This is a genomic window from Paenibacillus tritici (genome assembly GCF_018207515.1).
Classification (GTDB): Bacteria; Bacillota; Bacilli; order Paenibacillales; family Paenibacillaceae; genus Paenibacillus_AQ; species Paenibacillus_AQ tritici.
The window spans coordinates 4,384,337-4,407,640 of sequence record NZ_CP073365.1; the positions used below are offsets into that span (position 1 = coordinate 4,384,337).

Sequence of the window (23,304 nt, forward strand, 5' to 3'; positions counted from 1 at the left end):
TATTAGACTGGAGTTACCAGATCGAACTGATGCTTCACGCTATGACTGTCTGCGAAGCCTTCCTTCTCTCTCATGCTGGATAATGCCGAGGTCGGGCAGGCACCGATACATTTCAGACAGCCTTTGCAGTACTGGTAGTCAATACCAAGCAGGAACATCTGCGGACGGCCCTTGCGGTCCGGACGCTCTTCCCACACGAAGCACTGGTCAGGACATACCGTGTCACACTGCGCACAGTTGATACAGGTCTCTATCTCGAAGACCGGAAGCATACCGGAACGGGAGATGCTGAGATTCTTCAGGAAGCTGCCGCCCGGATTGGTGATCGTTCCGCCCATCGGCTGAGTCTCATACCCCAGCGCCGAGATATCGGAACGCACATATAGCGGCATACTGTCACCGGCAGCCAGCTCGAACTGCATGAATTTCACTTCATTGTAGCCACGTTCAAAGGTCGTAATGGCTGACTGAACGGCCTGCGGATATTTTTTGCCGAGGGACTTCTCAATAACGCCCTTCATAATATCCGTATCCAGGAACGGGCAGAGCCGGAACAGCGCGCCGAGCATCGCCATGTTGACCCGGTTCTTTTCTTGGAGCGCAATGCTGGTAGCATCAATTACTGCGATCGTACCGGCCTTCACCTTCAGCAGCTCTCTGAGTTCTTCCGGCGTCTTGGCCGAGTTCACAAGAACGGTGCTGTGTTCATGAATTCCGCTGGTTACATTTACGGTCTTGGCAAGTGCTTCATGAAATACGCCTACTACATGCGGACGCTCTACCGGGGAGGTATCACGGATATGGGTGTTCATATCGCAAAAACGGATATGTGCCTTAACCGCAGACCCCTTCTTCTCCGAACCATACGATGAGAAGCTGACGCCATTCAGTCCTGCGCCGACTACTCCCGCTTCCGCCAGCATTTTGCCTGCGAGATTCGCTCCCAGGCCTCCAATGGATTCAAGACGAATCTCAAAGAATCCGAGCTCATTTACTATTGGCAATTGTACCACCGACATAACCCCTTTCTTTGGGTCAAAAAGAATAACATCCTTTTGACTTTTTCAACGATTGTAACTTGATTGTGCAAGCTGCGAAGTGACATATCTTGCATTCTCCATACTTGATGTGAAATGAATGTCATCCTTAATTTAGCAATAAAATTAAAAATTAAGATGTTAAAAAGATCACAGAAATAATGATATATATCACAGGTACATGCTGCCAAAAGAAAGAAACTCCTGTCCGTAAAGGAAGGAGTCTCGTCTTCAGCTTATATAACGCTTAGTAGGCCCACCAGTTGCCTGACATCACAATCATCGAGAACAGCTTGAGACTGTCTTCATAATAATCCTCTGCTGCGCTACCCGCGGTATGGTTCCAAAGGGAGTTCAGCCAGTTCTGGTTCGCAGATGAGGTCATAGCACTGACACCAAAGGGAGCATAGAATGCGCCGCTGTTATAGCTGCCAAAAGTGGTTCCGTTCAGCTTATAGCCGTCTTTGATATTACCGGGCGTATTGCTTGTCTTGGTCTTGATCCAGTTGTTCAGCTGAGTAAGCTGGGACAAGGCGCGATTATCCCCTGTAAGCAAGTAGTCGGTGGTAATCCGCCATGGGATACGGCAGGAATTATAGTTATAATCCCCGTCGTTATCAGACTCCAGGAAGTTCGGCGCAGCAGGTTTGTACGTATTATTGGAATAGACAACGAAGTCAGGGAGCAGACCGGTAGTGGAGCTATAGCCGGTATAGAGGCTGTTGATTAAGGTGTAAGTCTTGTTCGTTACATTCTGCCAGCGGGCATCCCCTGTAGCGGCCTGGAAAGCCTTGAAATGGTTCACCATGAAATCGGAAGGCCGGGTGGCAGTATTATAGGAGCCGCTGCTCGCCCAGTCCCCAAGCCGGATCGTCCACTGGGTCTGATTGATATCATTATTCATAATGGCGTTGATGATATTGGTGGCGGCCTGCTGATAATTAACGGTTCCGCTGCTTCCCCATTGTCTGTGGGCGAGCAGCAGGGAGTAGGCAATATCCATGTCACCGTCTGTGGCCGAATTCTCGCCTTCGACATTCTGGAAGCTGCTGTTCTGTTTCCAGGACATCAGGTACGGATTAATGGAGCTGGGGTGCGCCTTGTAATAATTATAGAGTCCATTATAATAGGTTTGCGCATTCGGTTCATAACCGGCCATTAAGACGGTGAACAGCATCCCGTAACCCTGCGCTTCAGATACCGTCTCCCCGGCTGAATTATATTTAACATAATATTTGCCGGTTCCGGCCGGTTTGAGGTAGGTCCCCTTCCAGGCATCCCATTTGGTCTTCACAGCATTATCCAGTACGGTTTGTGTTACATGATTCGGCTTGATGGTTCCGCTTGTATAGGTCGTATGCTGCGGGAACGGCTTGTTCACGGCGGCGAATGCAGACCCGGCGGGCAGGATGAAGACAGCCAAACATAGAAGCATCAGACTTGTCCAGTGCAGCTTGCGCTTACCTTGCTTGTTCATAACCCATTCACTCCTCGTTGGTTGGTGGATCAGGCAGAGAATTGCAAGATTCGAACTCTTTCTTCCATATTTGTAAATATGAACACATTTAATATATTATTCCAGCGGCTTTCTGTCAATGAGCAGATGGTCCCGTCGTATGCTGCTGAATCCTCTCCCTATCATGCCAGTTGCAGCGGGCCTGACTAATCTACTATGTTTAACATAATATCTGCTATACATGAGGAGGAACCGTAATTGGGTGAATGCGCAGAAGATTTCCCGGGCGCCGCATCAGCAAGTGGAATAATGTAGCTTATTTCGCCGATTTTCGAAGGATGTTCCGCAACAAGTGGATAAACAGCATCTGCTATTATACTTATCGGCTAGTTTGAATAAAATGTGTCTTTTTAAGTGCTGTTAATCCACCTGCTGCCGCATAACGATTCATCCGCACATCAGCAAGTGGATTAAATCCACCTACACTCTCCCGCACCACAGGAGGGCTTATCCACCAGTAGTAACGGCTACGCCATCCTTAGAAGGACAGCGTAGCCGTTTCAGCGCGGAAAGTAATAGAAGGAACTTTTGAACTTTTATAGCTTTGAAGCCTATAAATCCAATAAAAGCCCTCTCAGGCCGCGGAATTCCCACGGTCTGAGAGGGCTGCTAGATACATCAATGTTGCTCTATTCCATATCCGTAATCATATGCTCCGCAATCAGCTGCTGCTTGCGTGTCCATAAAGGTTCACTCAGGTTCACGCGGAAGACTTCCGGGTTGAGCTTACGCAGGTATTCCGGCCAGAACAGGTCAAGCTGCTCCTGATGGTAACGGCGGATCTCCGCCAGATCCGGCAGGGTATAGACCTGGAAGCCGTTCACCACAATCGGCTCCAGCATCCGCAGGGCCTCGTAGCGCTCCACATGCTTCTTCATATATGGATGCAGCGGATTGAACAGCTTCAGCCGGACACCATTGCGCGGTGCCTCCTCCCCGGCGAAGCTGATATAATCGGCCAACGCTTTTCCTTTCTGCCCGATAATACGGTAGACTTCCTTTTTACCGGGAGTGGATACCTTCTCGGGATTGGAAGAGATTTTGATGGTGGGAATCATCTCACCGTTTGGAGCTTCAATCTCGACCAGCTTATAGACACCGCCCAGAGAAGGCTGATCCGCCGCGGTGATGAGCTGGGTTCCGACCCCCCATGTGTCAATCGCTGCCCCCTGTGCCTTGAGGTCCATAATGGTGTTCTCATCCAGGTCATTGGAAGCCACGATCTTCACATATTGCAGCCCGGCTTCATCCAGCATCTGACGGGCCTGGCGGGACAGATAAGCCAAGTCCCCGCTGTCCAGCCGGATGCCGTTCATCCGCTTGCCCTGCGCCTCCAGCTTCTTCGCCGTATTAATCGCATTCGGCACTCCGCTGCGCAGGGTATCGAAGGTATCCACCAGCAATGTAACATTGTCGGGCATGACTCTGGCATAGGCGTCGAAGGCTTCCTGCTCGCTCGGGAAGCTCTGTACCCAGGAATGGGCATGGGTGCCCTTCGTAGGGATGCCGAATTTTTTGCCGGCCAGCATATTGGAGGTCGCATGGAAGCCGCCCACATAAGCAGCACGGGCTCCCCATACGGCGGCATCTGCTTCCTGCGCACGCCGCGTTCCGAACTCAAGCAGCGTGTCATTCGGGGCTACCTGCTTGATCCGGGAGGCCTTGGTAGCGATCAGCGTCTGATAGTTCATGAAGTTCAGAATCGCGGTCTCTACCAGCTGTGCTTCCATAATCGTACCTTCCACACGGATCAGCGGTTCATCCGGGAAGACAAGTGCACCTTCCTTCATGGAATGAAGGCTGCCCTGGAAATGGAACTGCAGCAGCTCCTCCAGGAAGGCCGGTGCATAGTCCTCTTCCTGCTCCGACAAGTAACGGATATCCTCTTCCGTGAACCGCAGCTCGGCAATGTACTGGGCAATCCGCTCCAGACCGGCAAATACAGCGAACCCGTTGCCGAACGGCAGCCTGCGGAAGTAGGCTTCGAACACCGCTTTGCGCTTGTGTGTACCATTCACCCAGTGGGCGTACATCATATTAATCTGATATTTATCTGTATGTAGCGCAAGTTCTCTCCTCAAGTCTTCATCTCCTAGTAGTTACACTGGTTTGTATTAAACTCAGCCCTTGCTATATTGTTCCACGAATCTCTATTCCGCCTTGACGACCTTCGCCCCGAGACTGCCGGTGAAGTGTCCCAGCGCCCACACATGGCCGCCCGGATTGAAGCTGGCTACTGCATCCTCATGCACCGTTATGGCAAAGCCGTTGTTGTAGGCATCCACTGCGGTATGAAGCACACAGATATCTGTACATACCCCGATCAGGTGAAGCTCGGTAATGCCCCGTTCACGCAGCTTGAGCGCAAGATCTGTACCGCAGAAGGCGCTGTACCGCGTTTTGTCCATCCAGGTGATCGCTTCGCGGTTCTCCTCGTATACAGCCTTCAGGGTGCCGTACAGCTCACGCCCCCGGCTTCCCCGCATATTATGGGGCGGAAACAGCTTGCTCTCCGGATGGTGCGGATCATTGGCTTCGTGCAAGTCTACCGCCATCACGACATAATCCCCGCTCTGCACGAATTGCTCCGTAAGCTCGCTTACTCTGGGCGCAATATCAATGCCGGGCTGGCCTACAGGCAGATTCCCGTCAATAAAATCATTGGTGAAATCAATAACAATCAGTGCTCTCATGGGCAGGGTAACCTCCTAAAAGTGAAGTAGGCTTAAGCTTCGGGAAGCTTAAGTATAGATGGATAATAACGGCTCATGATCTGTAAACATATAGAGCTGTGCCGGACGCTGGGAATATTGATTCGAGCTGAGCGGATTGCCTTCTTCATCGCTCACTTCTTTTAATATACCCTGACGGCTGCGTGTTGACGTAATTTTGCGGATAAAATTCGGTTCCTTGAATTCAGGCACGACCGTCTGGATGACCTGATACAGCTCACTCAGCGTGAAATGACGGGGCAGAAACTGCCGGGCAATCGTAGTCTGTAGCATCTGCTGCTGAATCCGCAGGTAAGCGTCGGTAATAATATCATGGTGGTCGAACGCCAGCTCCAGCTCCTCCAGCGCTTCCTGCAGGGTGAACAGGCCTACCTCACCTGCATCATCCGAGGCCTGCCGCTGCTCCAGCATCCACTCCTCTACCAGGGCGAAAAAAGCATGGCTGATGATCCAGCCGCGCGGATCACGGCCCGGCTGGCTATAGACGCCAAGATATTCCAAATGTCCGCCGTCTACGCCTGTTTCTTCCTTGAGCTCGCGTGTAGCCGCATCGTAAATCGACTCATCCTCCTGGCAGAAGCCGCCCGGCAGGGCCCACATGCCCGCACACGGCCATTTTTTGCGCCGGACCAGCATCACCTTCAGCTCCCGCAGGGGAAGGGTCTTCGTAACGGTCTTCCGTTCGCGTTTGGTCAGCGTAAACATGACAATATCCGCCGGAACGCCATCCGGAGTGCGATATTTTTTGGCGTTATAGGTTGGTTCCGCGTTCTCACTCACTATATATCATCCTTTGCCGCAGCTATTGTTGTTGTTCGTATCTTTTAATGTACCAAACCTGTCTGCCCGAAATCAACCGCGAGCCGGCCGCAGATATGTAAAAAGGGACGGATTCACATCCGCCCCGGAGATATTTCTTAATCACCGCAAGTGGATGGCGGCGCTTCGGTGCCTGCTTCCACATTGATTTTATCGGAGACGGTATCCCTAATGACGGAAATGACCATCTGCAGCAGATAATTGATATCGCTCTGGCTCTGCTGGAACTCGTTCACTACCGGGATACTGTCAATCTCATCCTGCAGCACTTCGATTTCACGTTCTATCTTCTCGACCATCGCCTGATTCTTGAAGCTCTCGAAGGCCACAATCTCCTTCTGCTTCTTCTTAATGGTTGCAATGAGTCCCTGCACACGCTCGTGATTCAGAATCTTCTGCTCGGCCTGCTGGAAATGACGGACCTCCTCACTGGTGGAGATGAGTGCAGCCAGATCCTTGGCTTTGCCCATAATATCTTCACGTACGATCAGATCGCGGGTATGGTGGGTCTGCATGCCATATTCATTCAAACGTGCTTCTTCCTGGCTCATTCTTCTCGCCCCATTTCTCTATAATTAGAGGACCGCTGCGGCTTCCGCCTGATAGTCCCCTTTGATGTACCATGTCTTCGCATCTGTGATTCTCACCTGCACCAGCGTACCGATAAGAGAGGACGGGCCTTCAAAATGCACCAGCTTACTGTCACGGGTACGTCCGGCCAGCATCCGGGCATTATTCTTGCTCTCGCCTTCTACCAGAACCTCGACCCGCTTGCCCAGCATCCGCTCATTCCCCAGCCGGCTCTGCGCTTTGATCAGATCGTTGAGGCGCTGCAGACGCCCGCTCTTGACTTCTGATGGAACATTATCCTCCATGGCAGCAGCAGGTGTACCTTCGCGCGGAGAATAAATGAAGGTATACGCCATATCATACCCTACTTCGCGCACCAGGGACAGTGTCTCCTCGAACTGCTCCTCCGTTTCTCCGGGGAAGCCGACAATAATATCCGTCGTCAGCACCGCGTCCGGCACGCCTGCCTTGATCTTGCGGACCAGCTCCAGGTACCCTTCACGGGTATACTTGCGGCTCATCCGCTTCAGCACCGCGGTACTTCCCGACTGCACCGGCAGATGGATATGCTCCACCAGATTGCCGCCTTTACCCAGCACATGAATCAATTTATCATCAAAATCACGCGGATGCGAGGTCATGAACCGGATACGCGGAAGGTCGATCCGCCGCATGTCGTCCATCAGGTCGCCGAAGGTATAGTCGATGTCTGTGAAATCCTTCCCGTAGGCGTTAACATTCTGCCCCAGCAGCGTCACTTCCTTGAAGCCCTGACGGGCCAGCTCCCGCACCTCGGCAATGACATCCTCCGGACGTCTGCTGCGCTCTTTGCCCCGCGTGAACGGCACAATGCAGTAGGTACAGAACTTGTCACAGCCGTACATGATGTTCACCCAGGCGCGCAGCCCTTCCCGCTTCTTCGGCAGGTTCTCGATGATGTCGCCTTCCTTGGACCAGACCTCGATCACCAGCTCCCGGCTGAACACCGCTTCCTTAATCAGCTCCGGCAGCCGGTGAATATTGTGCGTACCAAAGATCAGATCCACGAAGCTGTGCCGCGCCATAATCCGGTTGACCACGCCCTCCTCCTGGGACATGCAGCCGCAGATCCCGAGCAGCAGGCCCGGCTTCTCCAGCTTCAGGGTCTTGAGATGGCCCAGCTCCCCGAACACCTTATCTTCCGCATTCTCGCGGATCGCACAGGTATTCAGCAGAATGATATCCGCATCTCTGCGGTCTTCCGCCGCCCGGTAGCCCAATTGCTCCAGCATCCCCTTCATCGTCTCGGTATCGTGTTCATTCATCTGGCAGCCGTAGGTGGTAATGTGATAGGTTTTGCCGCGTCCGAAATCCTCCATCTCCGGGGGAATCTCGAAATGATAGTGGACCTCAATCTCTTCCTTGCCCCGGCGCTTGCCTTCTTTATAATCGGGCTGGCTGTTGATCTGCACGTTTCTGCCTTTGATCCGGTAGGTGGTCTTGCCCTCGGATTCGCTGATGATTCTGGCATCGCTATAATCGAAATATTTAGAGTAGTCCTTGCTCCCCTGAGCGGAGTTCATGTCCGTGGAACCGTTATTCCCCTTCGCCATGCTGCATCACGTCCTCTGTGGATTTGCTTCAATTCATAGGCTTCACTAATGTAAAATTATATCATAGCGCTCCCAAGTTAATCCATTCTCAGATACAGGATCTCCGCAAAAGAAAAGCCTTCCCGCAATCAGCAGAAAGACAGGGCACGCAGGAACGGCTAGGGCGTTCATAAGAGGGGGCGATCTGTTTCAAGGGCATCCGGCCTACGGCCTACGCGGCGCTACCAATCCAAATGTGTTCGGTTTTCCGATTACATTTGGCTTACGTGGCGTACCCAATCCAATTGTGTTCGGTTTTCCGATTACATTTGGCTTAAGCGGCGCACCCAGTCCAATTGTGTTCGGTTTTCCGATTACATTCGGCCTACGCGGTGCGTCCAGTCCAATTGTGTTTGGTTTTTCGATTACATTCGGCCTACGCGGTGCGTCCAGTCCAATTGTGTTTGGTTTTTCGATTACATTCGGCCTACGCGGTGCGTCCAGTCCAATTGTGTTTGGTTTTTTTAGGGTTCCGGACTTATTCAGTTCAGTCAGCTTACCGCAAGGAGTCCTAATCCCCGAGCCTGTAGATCAGAATCGAGGCATTAGAGTTGATCTGCGTTCCTCCGGCCAAGGTCTGTAAAGTAACTGCAGCGGCACTGGAATGGTTCCTTAGAGTGATTACATCGCCAGGGATTGCAGAGATAATCACCATCCCGGGATTAGGCTGTGTTCCCGCTCCTGAACCGTAGACACTGCCTCCCACAGGAGCGCCATTTAGATACAAGGTGAACTGATTCGGCTCCAATGCAGTGACAATGAAGATGACCGCATAATCACCTGCATTCTCAACATTAATCTCGGCTGTACTGGGAGTGTGGCTGAATCCTACAAGACTCTCATTGCTGTCAAAAGTAACATCTGCTTCAGTAGCCACAGTCTGGGCCCCCGTATTGAAAATATAAGCATAAGACGATGCCAGTACGCCCGTGGCACCTGTAACACCAGCCAAGCCAGTCTCACCCGTAGCCCCTGTAACTCCCGTAGCTCCCGTAGCTCCCGTAGCTCCTGTCATACCGATAGCTCCTGTGATTCCAGTTACTCCCGTGGCTCCGGTGACTCCCGTCACACCCGCTAGGCCCGTAGCTCCTGTAACTCCCATAATTCCCGTAACCCCTGTAACTCCCGTTGCCCCTGTAGCTCCCGTAACTCCCGTAGCACCCGTTGCCCCGGTGGCTCCGGTGACTCCGGTTCCCGCTTCTCCCAGCAATTCCTGCGAGACCAGACGGTGTGCGGTCACCAATTGTCCGCTTGAATTTTGGCCCCATACGGAGACCTGTGCTTCGGAGACTGCTGTTCCTGTCGTGTTGAACACGAATTCAAAGGCATCCAGGTCCGCGAAATAGATTTTGGTGACTACCTGGGAGGGAGCCACACTGATCTCCTCCTGCACATATAAGGTGCGGGAGCCGTTCAGGCTATAGCCCAAGATAAGAACATCGAAGAATCCGGTTAGATTACGGCCGTCTATTTTGAGTGTGACCCTTTGAGTCGGGCGGGTACCCGTATTGCCTGCAATATTGTTCTCAATCGGTCCTGTCGATAAAATTGCCATTGCCAGCTCTCCTCTCAACCTAAATTCAGCGTCATTAATAGCAATATTCGAGAGATAATAGAAAAGTGTTGGCACATCGGCATGATTAAGATTCACACGCAAAAAACACCCCATGCGAGCAGCCATAGCGGATAAACTTGAAGTCTATCAGAATGGCATTGCATAGGGTGTTCTCTGTCAAACTACATCTGTTAATACAAAGTCTTGGTCGCCTCGGAGGTGAACGGAATAATCTCGTCCGTCTTGCCTGCCTGTACTTTGGCAGGCCAAGCCGGATCGCTGATCAAGGCTCTGCCTACCGCCACCAGATCGAATTCTTCCTTATCCAGCCGCAGCAGCAGCCGCTCAAGGTTGTCATCCTCATTCTTCTCCGTAACCGCACTGGTGAAGGCGCTGTCCAGGCCGACAGAACCTACTGTAATCGTCGGTTTGCCTGTAATCTTCTTGGTCCAGCCCGCCAGGTTAAGCTCAGAGCCTGCGAATTCGGGCTCCCAGAAGCGCCGGGTGGAGCAGTGAAAGATATCCACCCCCGCATTGCTGAGCGGTGCCAGGAAGCGGGCGAGGTCTTCGGGCGTCTCTGCCAGCTTGGCGTCATAGGCTCCGGCCTTCCACTGTGAGAAGCGGAGGACAATCGGGAAATCCGGTCCTACCGCGCGGCGGCAGGCATCAATTACTTCCACTGCGAACGTGGTCCGCGCTTCAAGATCCCCGCCGTATTCATCGGTCCGGCGGTTGGTCTTCTCCCAGAAGAACTGGTCGATCAGGTAACCGTGGGCACCATGGAGCTCAATGCCGTCGAAGCCGATGGCTTTGGCATCCTTGGCCGCCTGGGCAAAGGCACTGACAATCCCCTGAATCTCGCTCTTGGTCATCGGCTCGGTGATCTGCTCCCCGGCCAGGTTAAGGCCGGACGGGCCGATAGGCAGCGCCGAAGCGTTGGGCAGGTCACCAATGCTGCGGGCCATACCCACATGCCATAGCTGAGGAATAATCTTGCCTCCGGCTGCGTGCACCTCCCGCACGACCTGCGCCCATCCCTCCAGGGAGGCTTCGCCGTGAATATTCGGGATATCCTGATGGCTGACCGCTGCCGGATGATTGATGGCTGTGCCTTCGGTAACGATCAAGCCTACTCCGCCTTCCGCCCGGCGGCGGTAATACGCCGCCACCTCAGGTCCGGCTACCCCTCCAGGTGACTGCGCACGTGTCATGGGTGCCATGACTACCCGGTTGCTCAGCGACAGGCCTCCGCCTTCAAACGGTTCAAACAATGGATCAACGTTCATAATTTGCCTCCGTTTCATAATATGATTACTTTAAGTAAGCATATTATGACGCTTCTCAGCAGCAAAAGCAAATCCGCAGATTATATTCTATCTAATCTACAAATCCAGAACACCGGCTTTGGGCGTAACATGGAAGGCTGCAGCCAGATCAGCCAACTGCTGATCGGTAATCTTCTGTCTGATCTCTCTTCCGCCAATCAGATTATAGACAATCGCGGCCTTCTCAATCGTTTCGACCAGGCCGAATGTAGCGTCCATAGTCGCGCCGGTCACAAAGATTCCGTGCTGCGGCCAGATGACGACGCGATAGTCTTTCATTTTGTCAGCCGTAGCCCGGCCGATGGCACTGCTGCCCGGAACCATCCAGGGAATGACGCTGACGCCATCCGGGAAGACAACCAGACATTCTGTGCACATTTCCCACAGGGTCTTGGTGAATTTCAGCTCATGCAGATCATGGGTAAAGGTCATGGCAATCACATTCGTTGCATGGGTATGCAGCACGATACGGTGCGCAGGATCAACCTTCAGCCGTTCAATATGGCTCATGAAGTGGGAGGCCAGCTCACTTGTCGGAACCGCGCCGTCACGCAGACCCCACAGTACCTCCACGCTCCCGCCGCTGTCACTGACACGAAGCACTCCAAGATTAGCCTCGGGGTCCTTGATCACATTGCGGAAGTATTTGCCGGAGCCGGTTACGATGAAGTATCTGCCTGCCAGCTCGCTTACAGGGAAGGTAAGGCTGATCGTACGCAGCGGCTCACGGATATGGATATACCTGGCGACCTCTTCTTCATCCAGCAGATAACTGACATTGCCCCCGTTCAGCTCATCCCAGCCCAGGGACCACATGTGATGGGTGATTTCGGACATTTCCTGGATAAAAGGCGCCATAACGCCGGAATGATACCCTTTGGTTTCTATTACGGAAGTACTCATATATTCTCTCTCCTTCTATCATGCACCTTCAGCGTGAGGGTACTTGTTATGTCAGCGGCCTGACCTTATCTACCGGCCAATACGTCCTGCTCATAGCTTTTCACTTCAGCCAGCCATTGCTCGCGGACCGGGGTACCCTGCGAAGCGCAGTAGTAATCCCAGACTGCACCGAACGGATAAGACTTGAATTCTTCCACCAGGGCCAGCCTTGAAGTGTAGTCTCCGGCCCGTTCGATAGTCCGAAGCTCCTCTACCGGCTCCAGCATGGCTCGGAGCAAGGCCTTGATCGTATTGCGCGTGCCGATCACCCAGGCCGCGAGATGATTGATGCTGCCGTCGAAGAAGTCGAGGCCGATGTTCGTGCGCGGCAGCAAATCACCGCGCACCAGTTCACGGGCAATTTCCAGCAGCTCGTCATCCATCGTCACCACGTGGTCACTGTCCCAGCGGACTGGTCTGCTGACATGCAGCAGCAGTTGCTCGCTGAACATCAGGATCGAGCTGAGCTTGTTAGAGATCACTTCCGTCGGATGGAAATGTCCGGCATCCAGACAGATCGCTTTGCCGCGGGTAAGACCGTACCCCATATAGAATTCATGGGACCCGACAACATAACTCTCGGAGCCGATACCGAACAGCTTGCTCTCCACGGCATCAATATTGTACTGCGGATCAATCTCCTCGCTGAAGATTTCATCCAGCGATTCCTTCAGACGTACACGCGGTGCCAGTCGGTCCACCGGCGTATCTTTATAGCCGTCCGGCACCCAGAAGTTCGTTACACAGGGCTGCCCCAGCTCACGGCCGAAATGCTCGGCGATTCTGCGGGAAGCCTTGCAATGCTTAATCCAGAAGCTGCGGATCTCCTCGTCGGCATGGCTGAGGGTGAAGCCGTCTGCCGCCTTCGGATGGGAGAAGCAGGTCGGATTGAAATCAAGTCCCAGGCCCTGCTCCTTGGCCCAGGTTACCCAATTGGCGAAATGGCGCGGCTCCAGCTCATCCAGGTCCACCTGCTCGTCGGTGTCGGCATAGATCGCATGAAGATTGACCTTGTGCTTGCCGGGAATCAGGGAGAGGGCCTTCTCCAGATCCTGGCGCAGCTCATCCGGTGTACCGGCCCGCCCGGGGTAGCTGCCGGTTACGGCAATGCCGCCGCTGAGCTCTTTATCCTTGAACAGGAACCCCTGCACATCGTCGCCCTGCCAGCAATGGAGTGAGATTTTGATCCGGGCCAGCCTCTCCAGTACTTCGTCTGTATCAATTCCATGGGCTGCATATAATTTCTTCGCTTCGTTGTAACTAATGGTGATGCTCTGATCCATGCTGTTGCCTCCTAAACGTATTGTGAGCGTCCGCTCCGCTTGGTGGTCTGGTGGACCACAAGCTTCTTATGTTCCTGAATGGAGCTGCTCCCAGCGGGCCAGTAGCTGATCCAGCTCAGGAAGCGGCTGCGGCAGGTAGGACTTGATAGGAAAGGAATGGCTGATCATCCTCCGGGCTTCATGAATATCCGCTATACGGCCCGCCTCTATCATCTGTACAGCCAAGTTCCCGAGAGCCGTTGATTCCGTCGGGCCCGCCAGGACTTCCCTGCCGGTGACATCGGCAGTAATCTGGCACAGCAGCTCATTATTGGCGCCTCCGCCGACAATCTGCAGTACTTCGATGCTCTTACCCGTGAGGTCTTCCAGCTCTGCCAGATAGCTGCGGTAGGATAGCGCCAGACTGTCCAAGATACAGCGGGCGAGTTCGCCCGGTGTCCCCGGAACAGGCTGACCGCTCTCCTGGCAGGCCCGGCGGATCTCTTCAATCATATGATCCGGGTTCAGAAACCGCGGATCATTGCACGGAATCAGACTGCGGAAGCCTTCACTCTCTCCTGCAAGGGCAGCAAGTTCGGCGAAGCTGTATCTTCCCCCGTCCAATCTCCGTACTTCCTGAATCAGCCAGAGACCCATGATATTCTTCAGGAAGCGGTAGGTGTCGTAAGCCCCCCACTCATTGGTATAATTGGCGGCCATGGCTCTGCTGTCATTCATCGGGTGATCCAGCTCTACCCCCAGCAGTGACCAGGTGCCGCTGCTGAGGTATGCCGAGGATCGCCCCTTCTGTGCAGGTACACCCAGCACAGCCGAAGCCGTATCATGGGTGGCGGCACAGATCAGACGGCAATCAGGCAGATCATACTGCTCGGCCAAATTCGCCGAGAGGAAGCCGAGATCTTCTCCCGGCTCGGTCAGCGGGGCGAACTGTTCTCTGCGGAGCTGCAGGAAGGATAGAAGTTCAGGGTCGAAATCACGTGAGGCCAGATTCAGAAGCTGCATCGTGGAAGCATTGGTGACCTCATTAATCTTACGTCCGCTAAGCCGGTAGTAGAGATAATCCGGCACCATCAGAATCTGGTCAGCCGCTGCCAGCTCTTCGCCGTTATGCGCATAGAGCTGATACAGCGTATTGAAGGGGAGCTGCTGAATCCCGGTCTTGGCATACACCTGCTCCGGTGAGAGCTGCTTCGCGACCTCTTCCATTACCCCGTCTGTCCTGCGGTCACGGTAGGCATACACTTCCCTGATCCGCTTCCCTTCCGCATCCAGCAGCACATAATCTACCGCCCAGGTATCAATGCCGAGTGTGCATTCCTTAACGCCTGCGAGCTTTGCCCGGTGAAGACCGTCAATAATTTCATGAAACAAATAATCAATATCCCAGAAGCAATTGCCGTCCTGCTCTGTGAAGCCGTTGCTGAAGCGGTGAAGCTCCTCCAGCTTGAGACTCCCGTCCACGATGGTTCCGAGTACAAGCCGTCCGCTGGAGGCGCCGATATCGACGGCAATATGGTTGGTCATAGGGAACCTCCTTCTTTCTTCAGCTTCAGCTCTTACTAACCTCTTCATCGTATTCCCGTTAATCTTTGTTGTCAACATATTAATCATCAAATATGTTGTTTTCATTTGTTTATTGTTTGTTTTACGAAGAATAAGCTACCTTATATGTGGTTTTCAGGGACGATTTCTGTTAATTTTGTTGTACAACACAGAAATTACGGTCTATATTTAGATTATCAACTCCAGAAAGGTGATACCTATGCTCGCTGCCGAAAGACGCAAAAAAATAATAGACCTTGTCCATCAGGACAAACGGGTGCTTGTATCCGATCTGAGCCGGATGTTTGAAGTAACGGAGGAAACCATACGCAGAGATCTGGAGAAGCTGGAGAAGGATGGCATTGTAAGCCGGACCTACGGCGGAGCCATGCTGAACAGGCATACCAATGAGGATCTGCCGTTTCTGACCCGGGGTGCGCTCAATACGGATATCAAACGCAATATAGCGATCAAAGCGCTGAATCTGATTAATGACGGGGATACGCTGATGGTGGACCCCAGCTCGACTTCTTTTGAATTCCTGAAGCTGCTGGGCAATAAAAGCAATCTGACGATCATCACGAATTCGATCAACATTCTGCACGAGTTCGCCAGTTCAAGTCTGAGCATTATCTCTACGGGGGGATCGCTGCGCCACCGCTCCTTGTCCCTTGTGGGTCCTGTCGCCCATGAGACCATTCAGCGCTACAATGTGGACACCGCCGTGATCAGCTGCAAAGCTATTGACAGGGACCGCGGGGTTACCGATTCCAATGAACCGGAATGTGAGCTGAAGAAATACATGCTGCGCCAGGCCCAGAAGGTAGTGCTGCTGGCTGACCATACCAAGTTCGACCAGACCGCCTTTGCCAACCTGGCCGAGCTAAGCCGGATTGATGTGCTGATTACCGACCGCAGACCATCGGATGCCTGGCTGAAGCTTTTGTCGGAGAAGAATGTGGAAGTGCTGTATTGAAACTGATAAACTAGCAGGAAGTTATCTTCTATATAATCTACTATTCATAAGGGAGCGGAAGCAGACTATGGGCAAAAAGAAAAAAACATTACCCGCCAATTTTGGTGAGCTGGTTAAATCGAATGATATCGCTGCGCTGAAGGCTGTCTTTGACGACTGTGAATGGAATGCGACCTTGGGATACTACAAAGAACCCGCACTCAGCATCCGGCAGATTCCGGATGAGCTGGTCCGCTGGCTCGTGGAGCAGGGTGCCGACATTAACGCCAGGGATAAATATCAGCGCACCCCGCTGTATTCGCAGGCCGGAACCTGGTCCGGCAATATCCCTCTGTTCCTGGAGCTTGGTGCGGAGCTGGAAGCGGTAGATTATCAGAATCAGACCCCGCTGCACGCGGCGGTCAACTATTACCGCACACAGGCGGTACGGGATCTGGTGGCCCACGGCGCTAATGTCCATGCGGTGAATAAGTCGGGGAACACCCCGCTGTCTAAGGCCCTCTTGCAATGCCGGAATAGCGATATCGCCGACATGCTGGAAATCTCGCACATCCTGCTGGATGCCGGGGCGGTGATCACACCGGAGATGAAGGAATCTGTGAAGAATATCGGCAAGAGCTTTGAATTCGCCAGATCCAATTTCAATAAAGAGCGCTTAAGCGAAACCGCAGATGCCCTGGACTCACTGTACAAGCTATTCGATGTGGAGCCTGTAGCAGCGCGGGTGATGCATGACGGCGTTTCCAAGATCGAGGTAAACAGCACAAGATGGCAGGATCAGCACCAGGAGCTATGGGAATTACTAATCCCGGCGTCAGGACATGCGCTCACCGTACAGGGAGAGGTCATTCGCATCACCGGCCGGATCTCACATGAAATCATGAATAACGGCGGAGGCAACTGGGATGCCGATTTCCGTAAAATGCTGAAGGCGCTGCTCCTGCACTTCGCCTCGGGCACACCTCTGGACCCTACGCACCTGAAGGAAGCGGCGGATTTAGCCGGATACCTGCGCCATGGCAACGGCAATGATGAGCCGGCCAGATTATGCGAATTGGCCGTGAATTGGGTACTTGCCAATCCACAGCCCGTTTCGTTGCCGCAGCCGGATTACAAACGCTAAACGCTGAGACATCCAGCACTTGTACTGCTCCCTATGAAGAAGCGGCTCCCTTGGAGAGCATAATATTCAGAATCGCCTGGTCTGTGGCGGCAAGCCCCTCCTGGACCAGTGTCTCCATATTCTTGATCGTATCCTCCACCTTCTCAAAGATGACGCCGTCATTCAGACTCGGAGAGATATTGTTCATGGCAAGAGTAGCAGACTGAATGGCCGCATTCGTTGCCGTTGAGATTTTGAGCGCGCAGGTTGGCTTGGCACCATCGCAGATCATGCCGGAAGTAGAGGCAATCGTATTCTGGATGGAGTGCTTGATCTGCGCCAGCGTCCCGCCCATCAGATAGACAATGCCGCTGCCCGCCCCCACTCCACCGGCAATGCCTGAGCCGCAGAGCGGGGACAGACGGCCAATGTAATGCTTCACATGGATGGTAATCAGATTGCTGAGCGCCATCGCTCTGGCCAGAGTCTCCTCATCCTTGCCGAGGAGCTCGGCCAGGGCAATGACCGGCATGGTACAGGCAATCCCCTGATTGCCGCTGCCCGCCGTCGTCATTACCGGCATGGCACTGCCGTCCATCCGTGCATCGGATGCGGCTGCCGTTGCGGCAATGATCCGGTTCGCCACATCCGCGCCGAACAGATTGAGGGCGGATTGCTGGCTCATTTTCCGGCCCACCTGGAGACCATACTCCCCGCGCAGCCCTTCCTCCGAGATCGCCTTATTCATTCTCGCCCCTTCCAGCAGGAAACTGAGTTCAGCGAACGGTGTGGTCTGAATGAACTCATAGATCTCTTCCAGTGAAACCGAGTAGACCTCCGGGTCCAGGGTATGCGACTCCTCGCAATCCGCCTTGTCCCTCTTCGGCTCAAGCCGTTTGCCATCCTTGGCCAACAACACCACGTTCGTATGTTCTTTAGCCACGATGGCTGTTGCGGTATGATTCTTGCTGCGCACTCTCGCTTCTATATATAGCTTCTCTGGCGTATCCTTCAGCTCAACCTCCAGCAGCTTCCGCTCCAGGATATCCGTTGCCTTAGCCAGCTCCCCCGGAGTCAGCCCGGACAGAATCTCCAGCTTACGGTGCGACCGGAGCACCACCGCTCCCAAGGCAGCCGCAATCGGCAGCCCGGTCTGGCCTGTACCCGGAATCCCGACGCCCATAGCATTCTTAATGATATTTCCGCTGAGGAACAGCTCGATCCCTGTAATCTCTTCCTCAACCAGCTCAGCCGCCAAAGACACGGCGTAGGCCACCGCAATCGGCTCCGTGCAGCCCTCGGCCGGAACAATCTCCTTCTTCAATACTTCCAGTAGGTTAACCATATGCGAATCACCATTCCCTCTATCTATCTGTGTCTATATCTATATCTATTTCTATATATACTACATCAGATAGACAGTCCGGGGAATCCCCGTTATTACCCATTAGCCGGTTAGCTTCACCAGCCGCTTCAGTCCTTCCGTACAAGCCCAGCCTCCGGCACCTGCCAGGATGGAATTATGAAAAAGATTCAAAGCCAGCTTATACGTCATACTGCCGATAATGATTTCAACCACAATAAACCGTAAAATATCTCGCTTCGTGATCAGATAGACTCTGAATTCCTGATTCTGGGACACCGGTCCTCTCCCCCGTCCATTTCCTGTTTCTGTACTTATATGCTCCGTGCGGGTTGTCTGATTCTGCCCTGCGAGACCGAAGCTTATCAGCACAAGTGGAAACAAAATAAACAGGCTGTCCCAAGAGTCATGAAGTGACTACTTGGAACAGCCTGTACACAACGAGATAAGTTGAGTTAACACCGTATTACCTACACTTAATCTACACTGATTGCATTTTATGCAATAGATTTCGCATTAATTTGCCCTAAAACTCTTTCTATTGTATTTGATACATTTGATTTCTGGGTATAAGCGTAAAAAGACCACTTTCACAAAAATCTAATGTACAAAGTGCAACAGACGCTTTATCGATAGATCTTAAAGAGATCTATTGTAGAAAGTGCAATAGATACAGATACAAAACATGACAAAAATTAGAAACCAGCCAATACAAAGGACAAAAGCAGAGACGAGGGCTGTCTTATAGAAAAACTACTTTCGGGACAGCCTGCTGTGCCGTGTCTTACTTCGTCTCCACCGCATGACCGCCGAATTCGTTGCGCAGCGCAGCGACCACTTTACCGGTGAAGGTATCGGTCTCCAGGGACCGGTAACGCATGAGCAGGGCCATAGCGATGACCGGAGTCGCCGCCTGCAGGTCAAATGCAGTCTCCAGCGTCCATCTTCCCTCCCCGGAGGAATGCATGATGCCCTTGATCTCCTCCAGCTTGGCGTCCTTGGAGAAGGCGCGTTCGATCAGCTCCATCAGCCAGGAGCGGACCACCGAGCCGTTATTCCAGACGTGGGCCACCTGCTCGAAGTCGAAGTCATACCCGCTTTTCTCCAGCACCTCGAAGCCCTCGCCAATGGCGGCCATCATCCCGTATTCAATGCCGTTGTGTACCATCTTGAGGAAATGTCCGCTCCCGGATTTGCCGGCATACAGGTACCCGTTCTCCACTGCAGTGTCACGGAACAGCGGCTCAACCACCGCCCATGCCTCCTCATCTCCGCCAACCATATAACAAGCACCGTTCCGCGCGCCTTCCATTCCGCCGGACGTTCCGGCATCCAGGAAATGAATCCCGTGGGCGCCAAGCTCGTCATGACGGCGGATGGACTCTTTATAATGAGAGTTCCCGGCTTCGATAATGATATCTCCCTTGGATAATAGGGGCGTCAGTTCAGCAATCACTGAATCCACAAATGTATGGGGGACCATGATCCAGAGTACACGCGGGGAATCCAGCTTGCCCGTCAGCTCCTTCAGGCTTGCCGCACCAGACGCCCCGCGTTCTGCCAGCTCCTGCACGGCAGCGGCATTCACATCATACGCTACTACTTCGTGAGCATGCTCCAATAGATTCTGGCCGAGATTGAAGCCCATTTTGCCCAGACCGATTAACCCGACTTTCATAATGAATCCCTCCGATCCTTTTTTGCTTTTCGTTATATTCTTATTACTTACGCGCCGGGCCGGATTACCTCCGGCTCTGTCCCGGCCGTCCGGTGGTCGCGGGCAGGCTCTCCGCTCTGCGGCTCATCCAGCCACCAGTGATACTCACCAAGCAGCTCCTCGGCAGCTTCCGGACCATTCGATCCGGAGGGGTAGAGATGCAGCGGCAGGCTGCCATCTGCGGTTGCGTCGATGATAGGCTGAACCCACTGCCAGGACAACTCTACCTCCTCCCAATGGGCGAAGAAGGTCGCATCGCCAAGCATAGCATCGTAGATCAGATTCTCATAAGCTTCCGGCAGATCGGGATTACCGGATTCGTGTCTGATGCTGACCGGCTCAAGCTGACCGTGCTGACGCGGGTTCTTGGTGTTCAGCGTCAGGGATATGCCCTCATTCGGGCCGATATCAATCACCAGCAGGTTGGGGTCAAGCTCCAGCTTGTTCCGGTTCTTGTTATGCAAATCATTAAACGGCTCTTTGAATTCTATAACAATCCGGGTGGATTTCTCCTTCATGCGTTTGCCGGTACGGATATAGAAGGGTACATCCTTCCACAGCGGATCTTCAATCCACAGCCGCGCAGCGATGTAGGTCTCATTCTGGGAAGAGGCTTCGATCCCGGGCTCGGCTGTATAGGCAGGCACCTGCTGTCCGCGGATCTCCCCTGCTGCATACTGGCCGCGCACAACATGCTGCGTTACTTCTTCGGCAAGCAGCGGACGTACAGAGCGGATCACATGCCGTTTCTTGCTGCGCACATCCTCCGGTGTACTGCCCTTCGGCAGCTGCATCGCCATCATCATAAGCAGCTGCAGCATATGGTTCTGGAACATATCGCGCAGCGCACCCGCCTTGTCATAATACCCCGCCCGTTCCTCCACCCCTACCGTTTCACTCGCAGTAATCTGGACATTGGCGATATAACGGTTCTGCCACAACGCCCGCAGCACAGGATTGGAGTACTTCAGCACCTCCAGATTCTGTACCATCGGCTTGCCGAGGAAGTGATCAATACGGAAGATTTCCTCCTCTGCAAAAGCCGCATTCAAGCTGTCATTCAGCACCCGGGCAGAATGCAAGTCCCGTCCGAACGGCTTCTCGATGATCAGGCGTTTCCAGCCCTCGGTATCACCGAGGCCGCTGGCATTGATGTTTACAGCAATCTCCCCGAAGAATTCAGGACCGACAGATAAATAGAACATCCGGTTCTGCGGAAGTCCCAGCTCTTCCTCCCGGCGCTGTACATGTCCCAGCAGCTTCTCATAATCCTCCGGACGTCCAACATCCAGCACGCTATATTCAAAAGCCCGCAGGAAATGCTGCAGCTCCGCTGTATCCTCAACCGGACGGCGCGAGAAGGTGCGCAGGGAATCCAGCACCTGCATCTGGAAAGCCCCGTTCGAGACTTCCCTTCTGCCCAGGCCAATGACGGAGAGAGGACCGGAAAGCTTGCCATCGGTGTACAGGTTATATAAAGCGGGATAAATTTTCCGTTTGGCTAAATCCCCGGTTGCGCCAAAAAGTATAAAGGTTGATGATTCCACTTTCATTCCTCCCGTTCTTATTATTTTATTATATAGTTACTTATTATTACTCAGGAACTTTATAACACATCATACGACTATAAAATCAATTCGTCAATCTCAATTCGACATTTACGATAATTACCCAAACATGCCAAACAGCAGGCCTTCCATTAGAAGACCTGCTATGATGCTCCGAACCCATGATCAGAACCATGAAGATACCAGATCATTGATCGGCTTGAAGATGAATATAATCAGCAGCAGCGGGCTGGGAACCTGAATTTTGAGCAGCGTGCATATCGTGGCAGCCATTCCAACGATCCACAGCAGCCCCCAGACCACACGGTCACGCCGCTTCTGCCTGCCCTTCAGGGAGGACAGATCTATGGCTGCACAGCCTGCGGCAATCAGAGCAAACATCAGCACCAGCAGCATACAGCCTCACTCCTTAATCTCGTCAAGAAATGAATTATCAATCGTACCGATCCGGTTGATCGTTACACTAGCCTCGTAATGGATAGGGAGTGTTCTGAGATAGTCTTCTCCCTTCTGTTCCTTCAGCCTCTCCCATGCCTTGGGGCTCTTGCGGTATATGGACTGGCCGAAGCCGAAGATATCCACATTGAACTGCTTGCTGATTCCCTCTACAGCATCTTTCATCCGCTTTACAGTCCGGGCCTCCGTCTTCTCTTCCAGTGATCTGATCTTGGCCTCCGTATCCAGCTTATCCGCGCCTTCAACTTCCTCTACATTGGATAACGTTTCCACACTCAAAAAAATATGCGGCTCGCCGTCTATGAATTTCACCTTCCGGCTGGTAGCAGAGGTAAGCGCCTCTATAATAATCAGGCTTCCGGTTTCGTCTTTGAAATGCCCTGTATTCTTGGTGACATTATCAGTCACATAATTGAAGCCAACCGTTAAGTTATCATCTATCCAGCCCACCAGCTTATCCTTTCGGAATACGGCCACACTCTCATAGTGAAGTTTCGTTCTGGGGTCCGTCTGTTCCACATTGCTTTTCTCACTGCCTGCTTCGGGATCACCCTCCACCTCCACTCCGGTTAATACCGGACTCTCCCCTTGGAGGAGCAGGTCCTCGATGAATTGATCCAATGTAACCGCGACGGTCTTGGATGAAATCCTGTAGGACTTGTCAAGGGAGCTGAATAATTTAGTGGCCGGCAGCCGGTCCAGCGGGGTCAGCACCTTCAGCACATTCTCGGCAGTTGTCTTCCGTGCAACCATCACATAGAAGTCCATGCGCGGCTCCCGGCTTCTTTTGATCACATCCAGCGTCTCGCCCACCCCTTCCCGTGCCAGCTCTTCCCCGATCACCAGCACCCGGATATGGCCCAGATAGGGAGAACGGGAGCTGATCAGATTGAACTTGCGGAGGGATTCATAGACCGTGGGCACTGTAAAATTATACACAACCACGGGAACCCCGCTTCCCCCGGTTCCTCCCGCATTCTGTGAAGAGATCGAGGAGGGGATGACCACCTGCATCGTTACGTTGTAGCCGTTCTCCGCTTTATCGAGGCCAAGCGCCAGCACAAAGGCCAGTTCATTCAGCTCCTTCCTCTCCCAGCACCCGCTAAGCAGCAGCGAAACCAGCAGGAGGGGAAGGCAAACAGCAACGGCTCTCTTTATTCGGCTTGTCAT

20 protein-coding genes are annotated in these 23,304 nt (G+C 53.1%); 2 read left to right on the forward strand and 18 right to left on the reverse strand.

The window, feature by feature from the left end:
* Positions 1-2: 2 nt before the first annotated feature.
* The 12 genes from KDC22_RS18860 to rhaB form a co-directional block, all read right to left on the reverse strand.
* The gene (locus tag KDC22_RS18860) at positions 3-1,013 is read right to left on the reverse strand and encodes a 2-oxoacid:acceptor oxidoreductase family protein (RefSeq protein WP_211724106.1); all 1,011 of its coding nucleotides are present in this window, start codon (positions 1,011-1,013) and stop codon (positions 3-5) included.
* Positions 1,014-1,284: 271 nt separating this feature from the next.
* Complete coding sequence (locus KDC22_RS18865) at positions 1,285-2,514, reverse strand: family 8 glycosyl hydrolase (protein ID WP_211719992.1); 1,230 nt, start codon at positions 2,512-2,514, stop codon at positions 1,285-1,287.
* Positions 2,515-3,182: 668 nt separating this feature from the next.
* The gene (locus tag KDC22_RS18870) at positions 3,183-4,634 is read right to left on the reverse strand and encodes a nicotinate phosphoribosyltransferase (protein ID WP_173133580.1); all 1,452 of its coding nucleotides are present in this window, start codon (positions 4,632-4,634) and stop codon (positions 3,183-3,185) included.
* A 69-nt stretch (positions 4,635-4,703) separates the two neighbouring features.
* Entirely contained in the window at positions 4,704-5,246 is a 543-nt protein-coding gene (locus KDC22_RS18875) for a cysteine hydrolase family protein (protein ID WP_211719993.1), read from the reverse strand.
* 48 nt (positions 5,247-5,294) lie between these two features.
* Positions 5,295-6,065, reverse strand: coding sequence for an NUDIX domain-containing protein (locus tag KDC22_RS18880; RefSeq protein WP_173133574.1), 771 nt, complete (start codon positions 6,063-6,065; stop codon positions 5,295-5,297).
* 137 nt (positions 6,066-6,202) lie between these two features.
* On the reverse strand, positions 6,203-6,655 hold the full coding sequence (locus KDC22_RS18885; RefSeq protein WP_173133571.1) for a YlbF/YmcA family competence regulator: 453 nt from the start codon (positions 6,653-6,655) through the stop codon (positions 6,203-6,205).
* 24 nt (positions 6,656-6,679) lie between these two features.
* Positions 6,680-8,266 (reverse strand): tRNA (N6-isopentenyl adenosine(37)-C2)-methylthiotransferase MiaB, encoded by a 1,587-nt coding sequence (miaB, locus tag KDC22_RS18890; RefSeq protein ID WP_211719994.1) that lies wholly within the window; start codon positions 8,264-8,266, stop codon positions 6,680-6,682.
* 550 nt (positions 8,267-8,816) lie between these two features.
* On the reverse strand, positions 8,817-9,860 hold the full coding sequence (locus KDC22_RS18895) for a BclA C-terminal domain-containing protein (protein ID WP_211719995.1): 1,044 nt from the start codon (positions 9,858-9,860) through the stop codon (positions 8,817-8,819).
* A 191-nt stretch (positions 9,861-10,051) separates the two neighbouring features.
* Positions 10,052-11,146, reverse strand: coding sequence for an NADH:flavin oxidoreductase (locus KDC22_RS18900; protein WP_211719996.1), 1,095 nt, complete (start codon positions 11,144-11,146; stop codon positions 10,052-10,054).
* Positions 11,147-11,242: 96 nt separating this feature from the next.
* Positions 11,243-12,088 carry a rhamnulose-1-phosphate aldolase gene (rhaD, locus tag KDC22_RS18905; protein ID WP_211719997.1) on the reverse strand — a complete coding sequence of 282 codons (846 nt, stop codon included), beginning with the start codon at positions 12,086-12,088 and terminating at the stop codon, positions 11,243-11,245.
* 65 nt (positions 12,089-12,153) lie between these two features.
* On the reverse strand, positions 12,154-13,410 hold the full coding sequence (gene rhaA, locus KDC22_RS18910; protein ID WP_211719998.1) for an L-rhamnose isomerase: 1,257 nt from the start codon (positions 13,408-13,410) through the stop codon (positions 12,154-12,156).
* A 66-nt stretch (positions 13,411-13,476) separates the two neighbouring features.
* Entirely contained in the window at positions 13,477-14,934 is a 1,458-nt protein-coding gene (gene rhaB, locus KDC22_RS18915; RefSeq protein ID WP_211719999.1) for a rhamnulokinase, read from the reverse strand.
* Positions 14,935-15,172: 238 nt separating this feature from the next.
* Here rhaB and KDC22_RS18920 point away from each other — a divergent pair, with 238 nt between their 5' ends.
* Positions 15,173-15,928, forward strand: a complete 756-nt coding sequence (locus tag KDC22_RS18920) for a DeoR/GlpR family DNA-binding transcription regulator (RefSeq protein WP_173133720.1) — start codon at positions 15,173-15,175, stop codon at positions 15,926-15,928.
* 67 nt (positions 15,929-15,995) lie between these two features.
* Positions 15,996-17,051 carry an ankyrin repeat domain-containing protein gene (locus tag KDC22_RS18925; protein WP_211720000.1) on the forward strand — a complete coding sequence of 352 codons (1,056 nt, stop codon included), beginning with the start codon at positions 15,996-15,998 and terminating at the stop codon, positions 17,049-17,051.
* Between the two features lie 31 nt (positions 17,052-17,082).
* Here the strand turns inward: KDC22_RS18925 and KDC22_RS18930 are convergent, their stop codons facing one another.
* The 6 genes from KDC22_RS18930 to KDC22_RS18955 form a co-directional block, all read right to left on the reverse strand.
* Positions 17,083-18,375: an L-cysteine desulfidase family protein gene (locus KDC22_RS18930; RefSeq protein WP_173133548.1), complete on the reverse strand. Its 1,293-nt coding sequence runs from the start codon at positions 18,373-18,375 to the stop codon at positions 17,083-17,085.
* A 102-nt stretch (positions 18,376-18,477) separates the two neighbouring features.
* Positions 18,478-18,672, reverse strand: coding sequence for a hypothetical protein (locus KDC22_RS18935; RefSeq protein ID WP_173133545.1), 195 nt, complete (start codon positions 18,670-18,672; stop codon positions 18,478-18,480).
* 505 nt (positions 18,673-19,177) lie between these two features.
* Positions 19,178-20,071, reverse strand: coding sequence for a phosphogluconate dehydrogenase (NAD(+)-dependent, decarboxylating) (gene gnd / locus KDC22_RS18940; RefSeq protein ID WP_211720001.1), 894 nt, complete (start codon positions 20,069-20,071; stop codon positions 19,178-19,180).
* A 47-nt stretch (positions 20,072-20,118) separates the two neighbouring features.
* Positions 20,119-21,657: a glucose-6-phosphate dehydrogenase gene (gene zwf, locus KDC22_RS18945; RefSeq protein ID WP_211720002.1), complete on the reverse strand. Its 1,539-nt coding sequence runs from the start codon at positions 21,655-21,657 to the stop codon at positions 20,119-20,121.
* Between the two features lie 186 nt (positions 21,658-21,843).
* Positions 21,844-22,074, reverse strand: coding sequence for a hypothetical protein (locus KDC22_RS18950; RefSeq protein ID WP_246552751.1), 231 nt, complete (start codon positions 22,072-22,074; stop codon positions 21,844-21,846).
* 6 nt (positions 22,075-22,080) lie between these two features.
* Entirely contained in the window at positions 22,081-23,304 is a 1,224-nt protein-coding gene (locus KDC22_RS18955; RefSeq protein WP_211720003.1) for a Ger(x)C family spore germination protein, read from the reverse strand.

Bases quoted from the DNA above. Each gene is read 5' to 3' on its own strand.
- KDC22_RS18930 (WP_173133548.1), bottom strand. From the start codon at position 18,375: ATGGTTAACCTACTGGAAGTATTGAAGAAGGAGATTGTTCCGGCCGAG.
- KDC22_RS18885 (WP_173133571.1), bottom strand. From the start codon at position 6,655: ATGAGCCAGGAAGAAGCACGTTTGAATGAATATGGCATGCAGACCCAC.
- KDC22_RS18900 (WP_211719996.1), bottom strand. From the start codon at position 11,146: ATGAACGTTGATCCATTGTTTGAACCGTTTGAAGGCGGAGGCCTGTCG.
- rhaD (WP_211719997.1), bottom strand. From the start codon at position 12,088: ATGAGTACTTCCGTAATAGAAACCAAAGGGTATCATTCCGGCGTTATG.
- KDC22_RS18875 (WP_211719993.1), bottom strand. From the start codon at position 5,246: ATGAGAGCACTGATTGTTATTGATTTCACCAATGATTTTATTGACGGG.
- miaB (WP_211719994.1), bottom strand. From the start codon at position 8,266: ATGGCGAAGGGGAATAACGGTTCCACGGACATGAACTCCGCTCAGGGG.
- rhaA (WP_211719998.1), bottom strand. From the start codon at position 13,410: ATGGATCAGAGCATCACCATTAGTTACAACGAAGCGAAGAAATTATAT.
- rhaB (WP_211719999.1), bottom strand. From the start codon at position 14,934: ATGACCAACCATATTGCCGTCGATATCGGCGCCTCCAGCGGACGGCTT.
- KDC22_RS18920 (WP_173133720.1), top strand. From the start codon at position 15,173: ATGCTCGCTGCCGAAAGACGCAAAAAAATAATAGACCTTGTCCATCAG.
- KDC22_RS18895 (WP_211719995.1), bottom strand. From the start codon at position 9,860: ATGGCAATTTTATCGACAGGACCGATTGAGAACAATATTGCAGGCAAT.
- KDC22_RS18925 (WP_211720000.1), top strand. From the start codon at position 15,996: ATGGGCAAAAAGAAAAAAACATTACCCGCCAATTTTGGTGAGCTGGTT.
- KDC22_RS18950 (WP_246552751.1), bottom strand. From the start codon at position 22,074: ATGCTGCTGGTGCTGATGTTTGCTCTGATTGCCGCAGGCTGTGCAGCC.
- gnd (WP_211720001.1), bottom strand. From the start codon at position 20,071: ATGAAAGTCGGGTTAATCGGTCTGGGCAAAATGGGCTTCAATCTCGGC.
- KDC22_RS18955 (WP_211720003.1), bottom strand. From the start codon at position 23,304: ATGACAAGCCGAATAAAGAGAGCCGTTGCTGTTTGCCTTCCCCTCCTG.
- KDC22_RS18865 (WP_211719992.1), bottom strand. From the start codon at position 2,514: ATGAACAAGCAAGGTAAGCGCAAGCTGCACTGGACAAGTCTGATGCTT.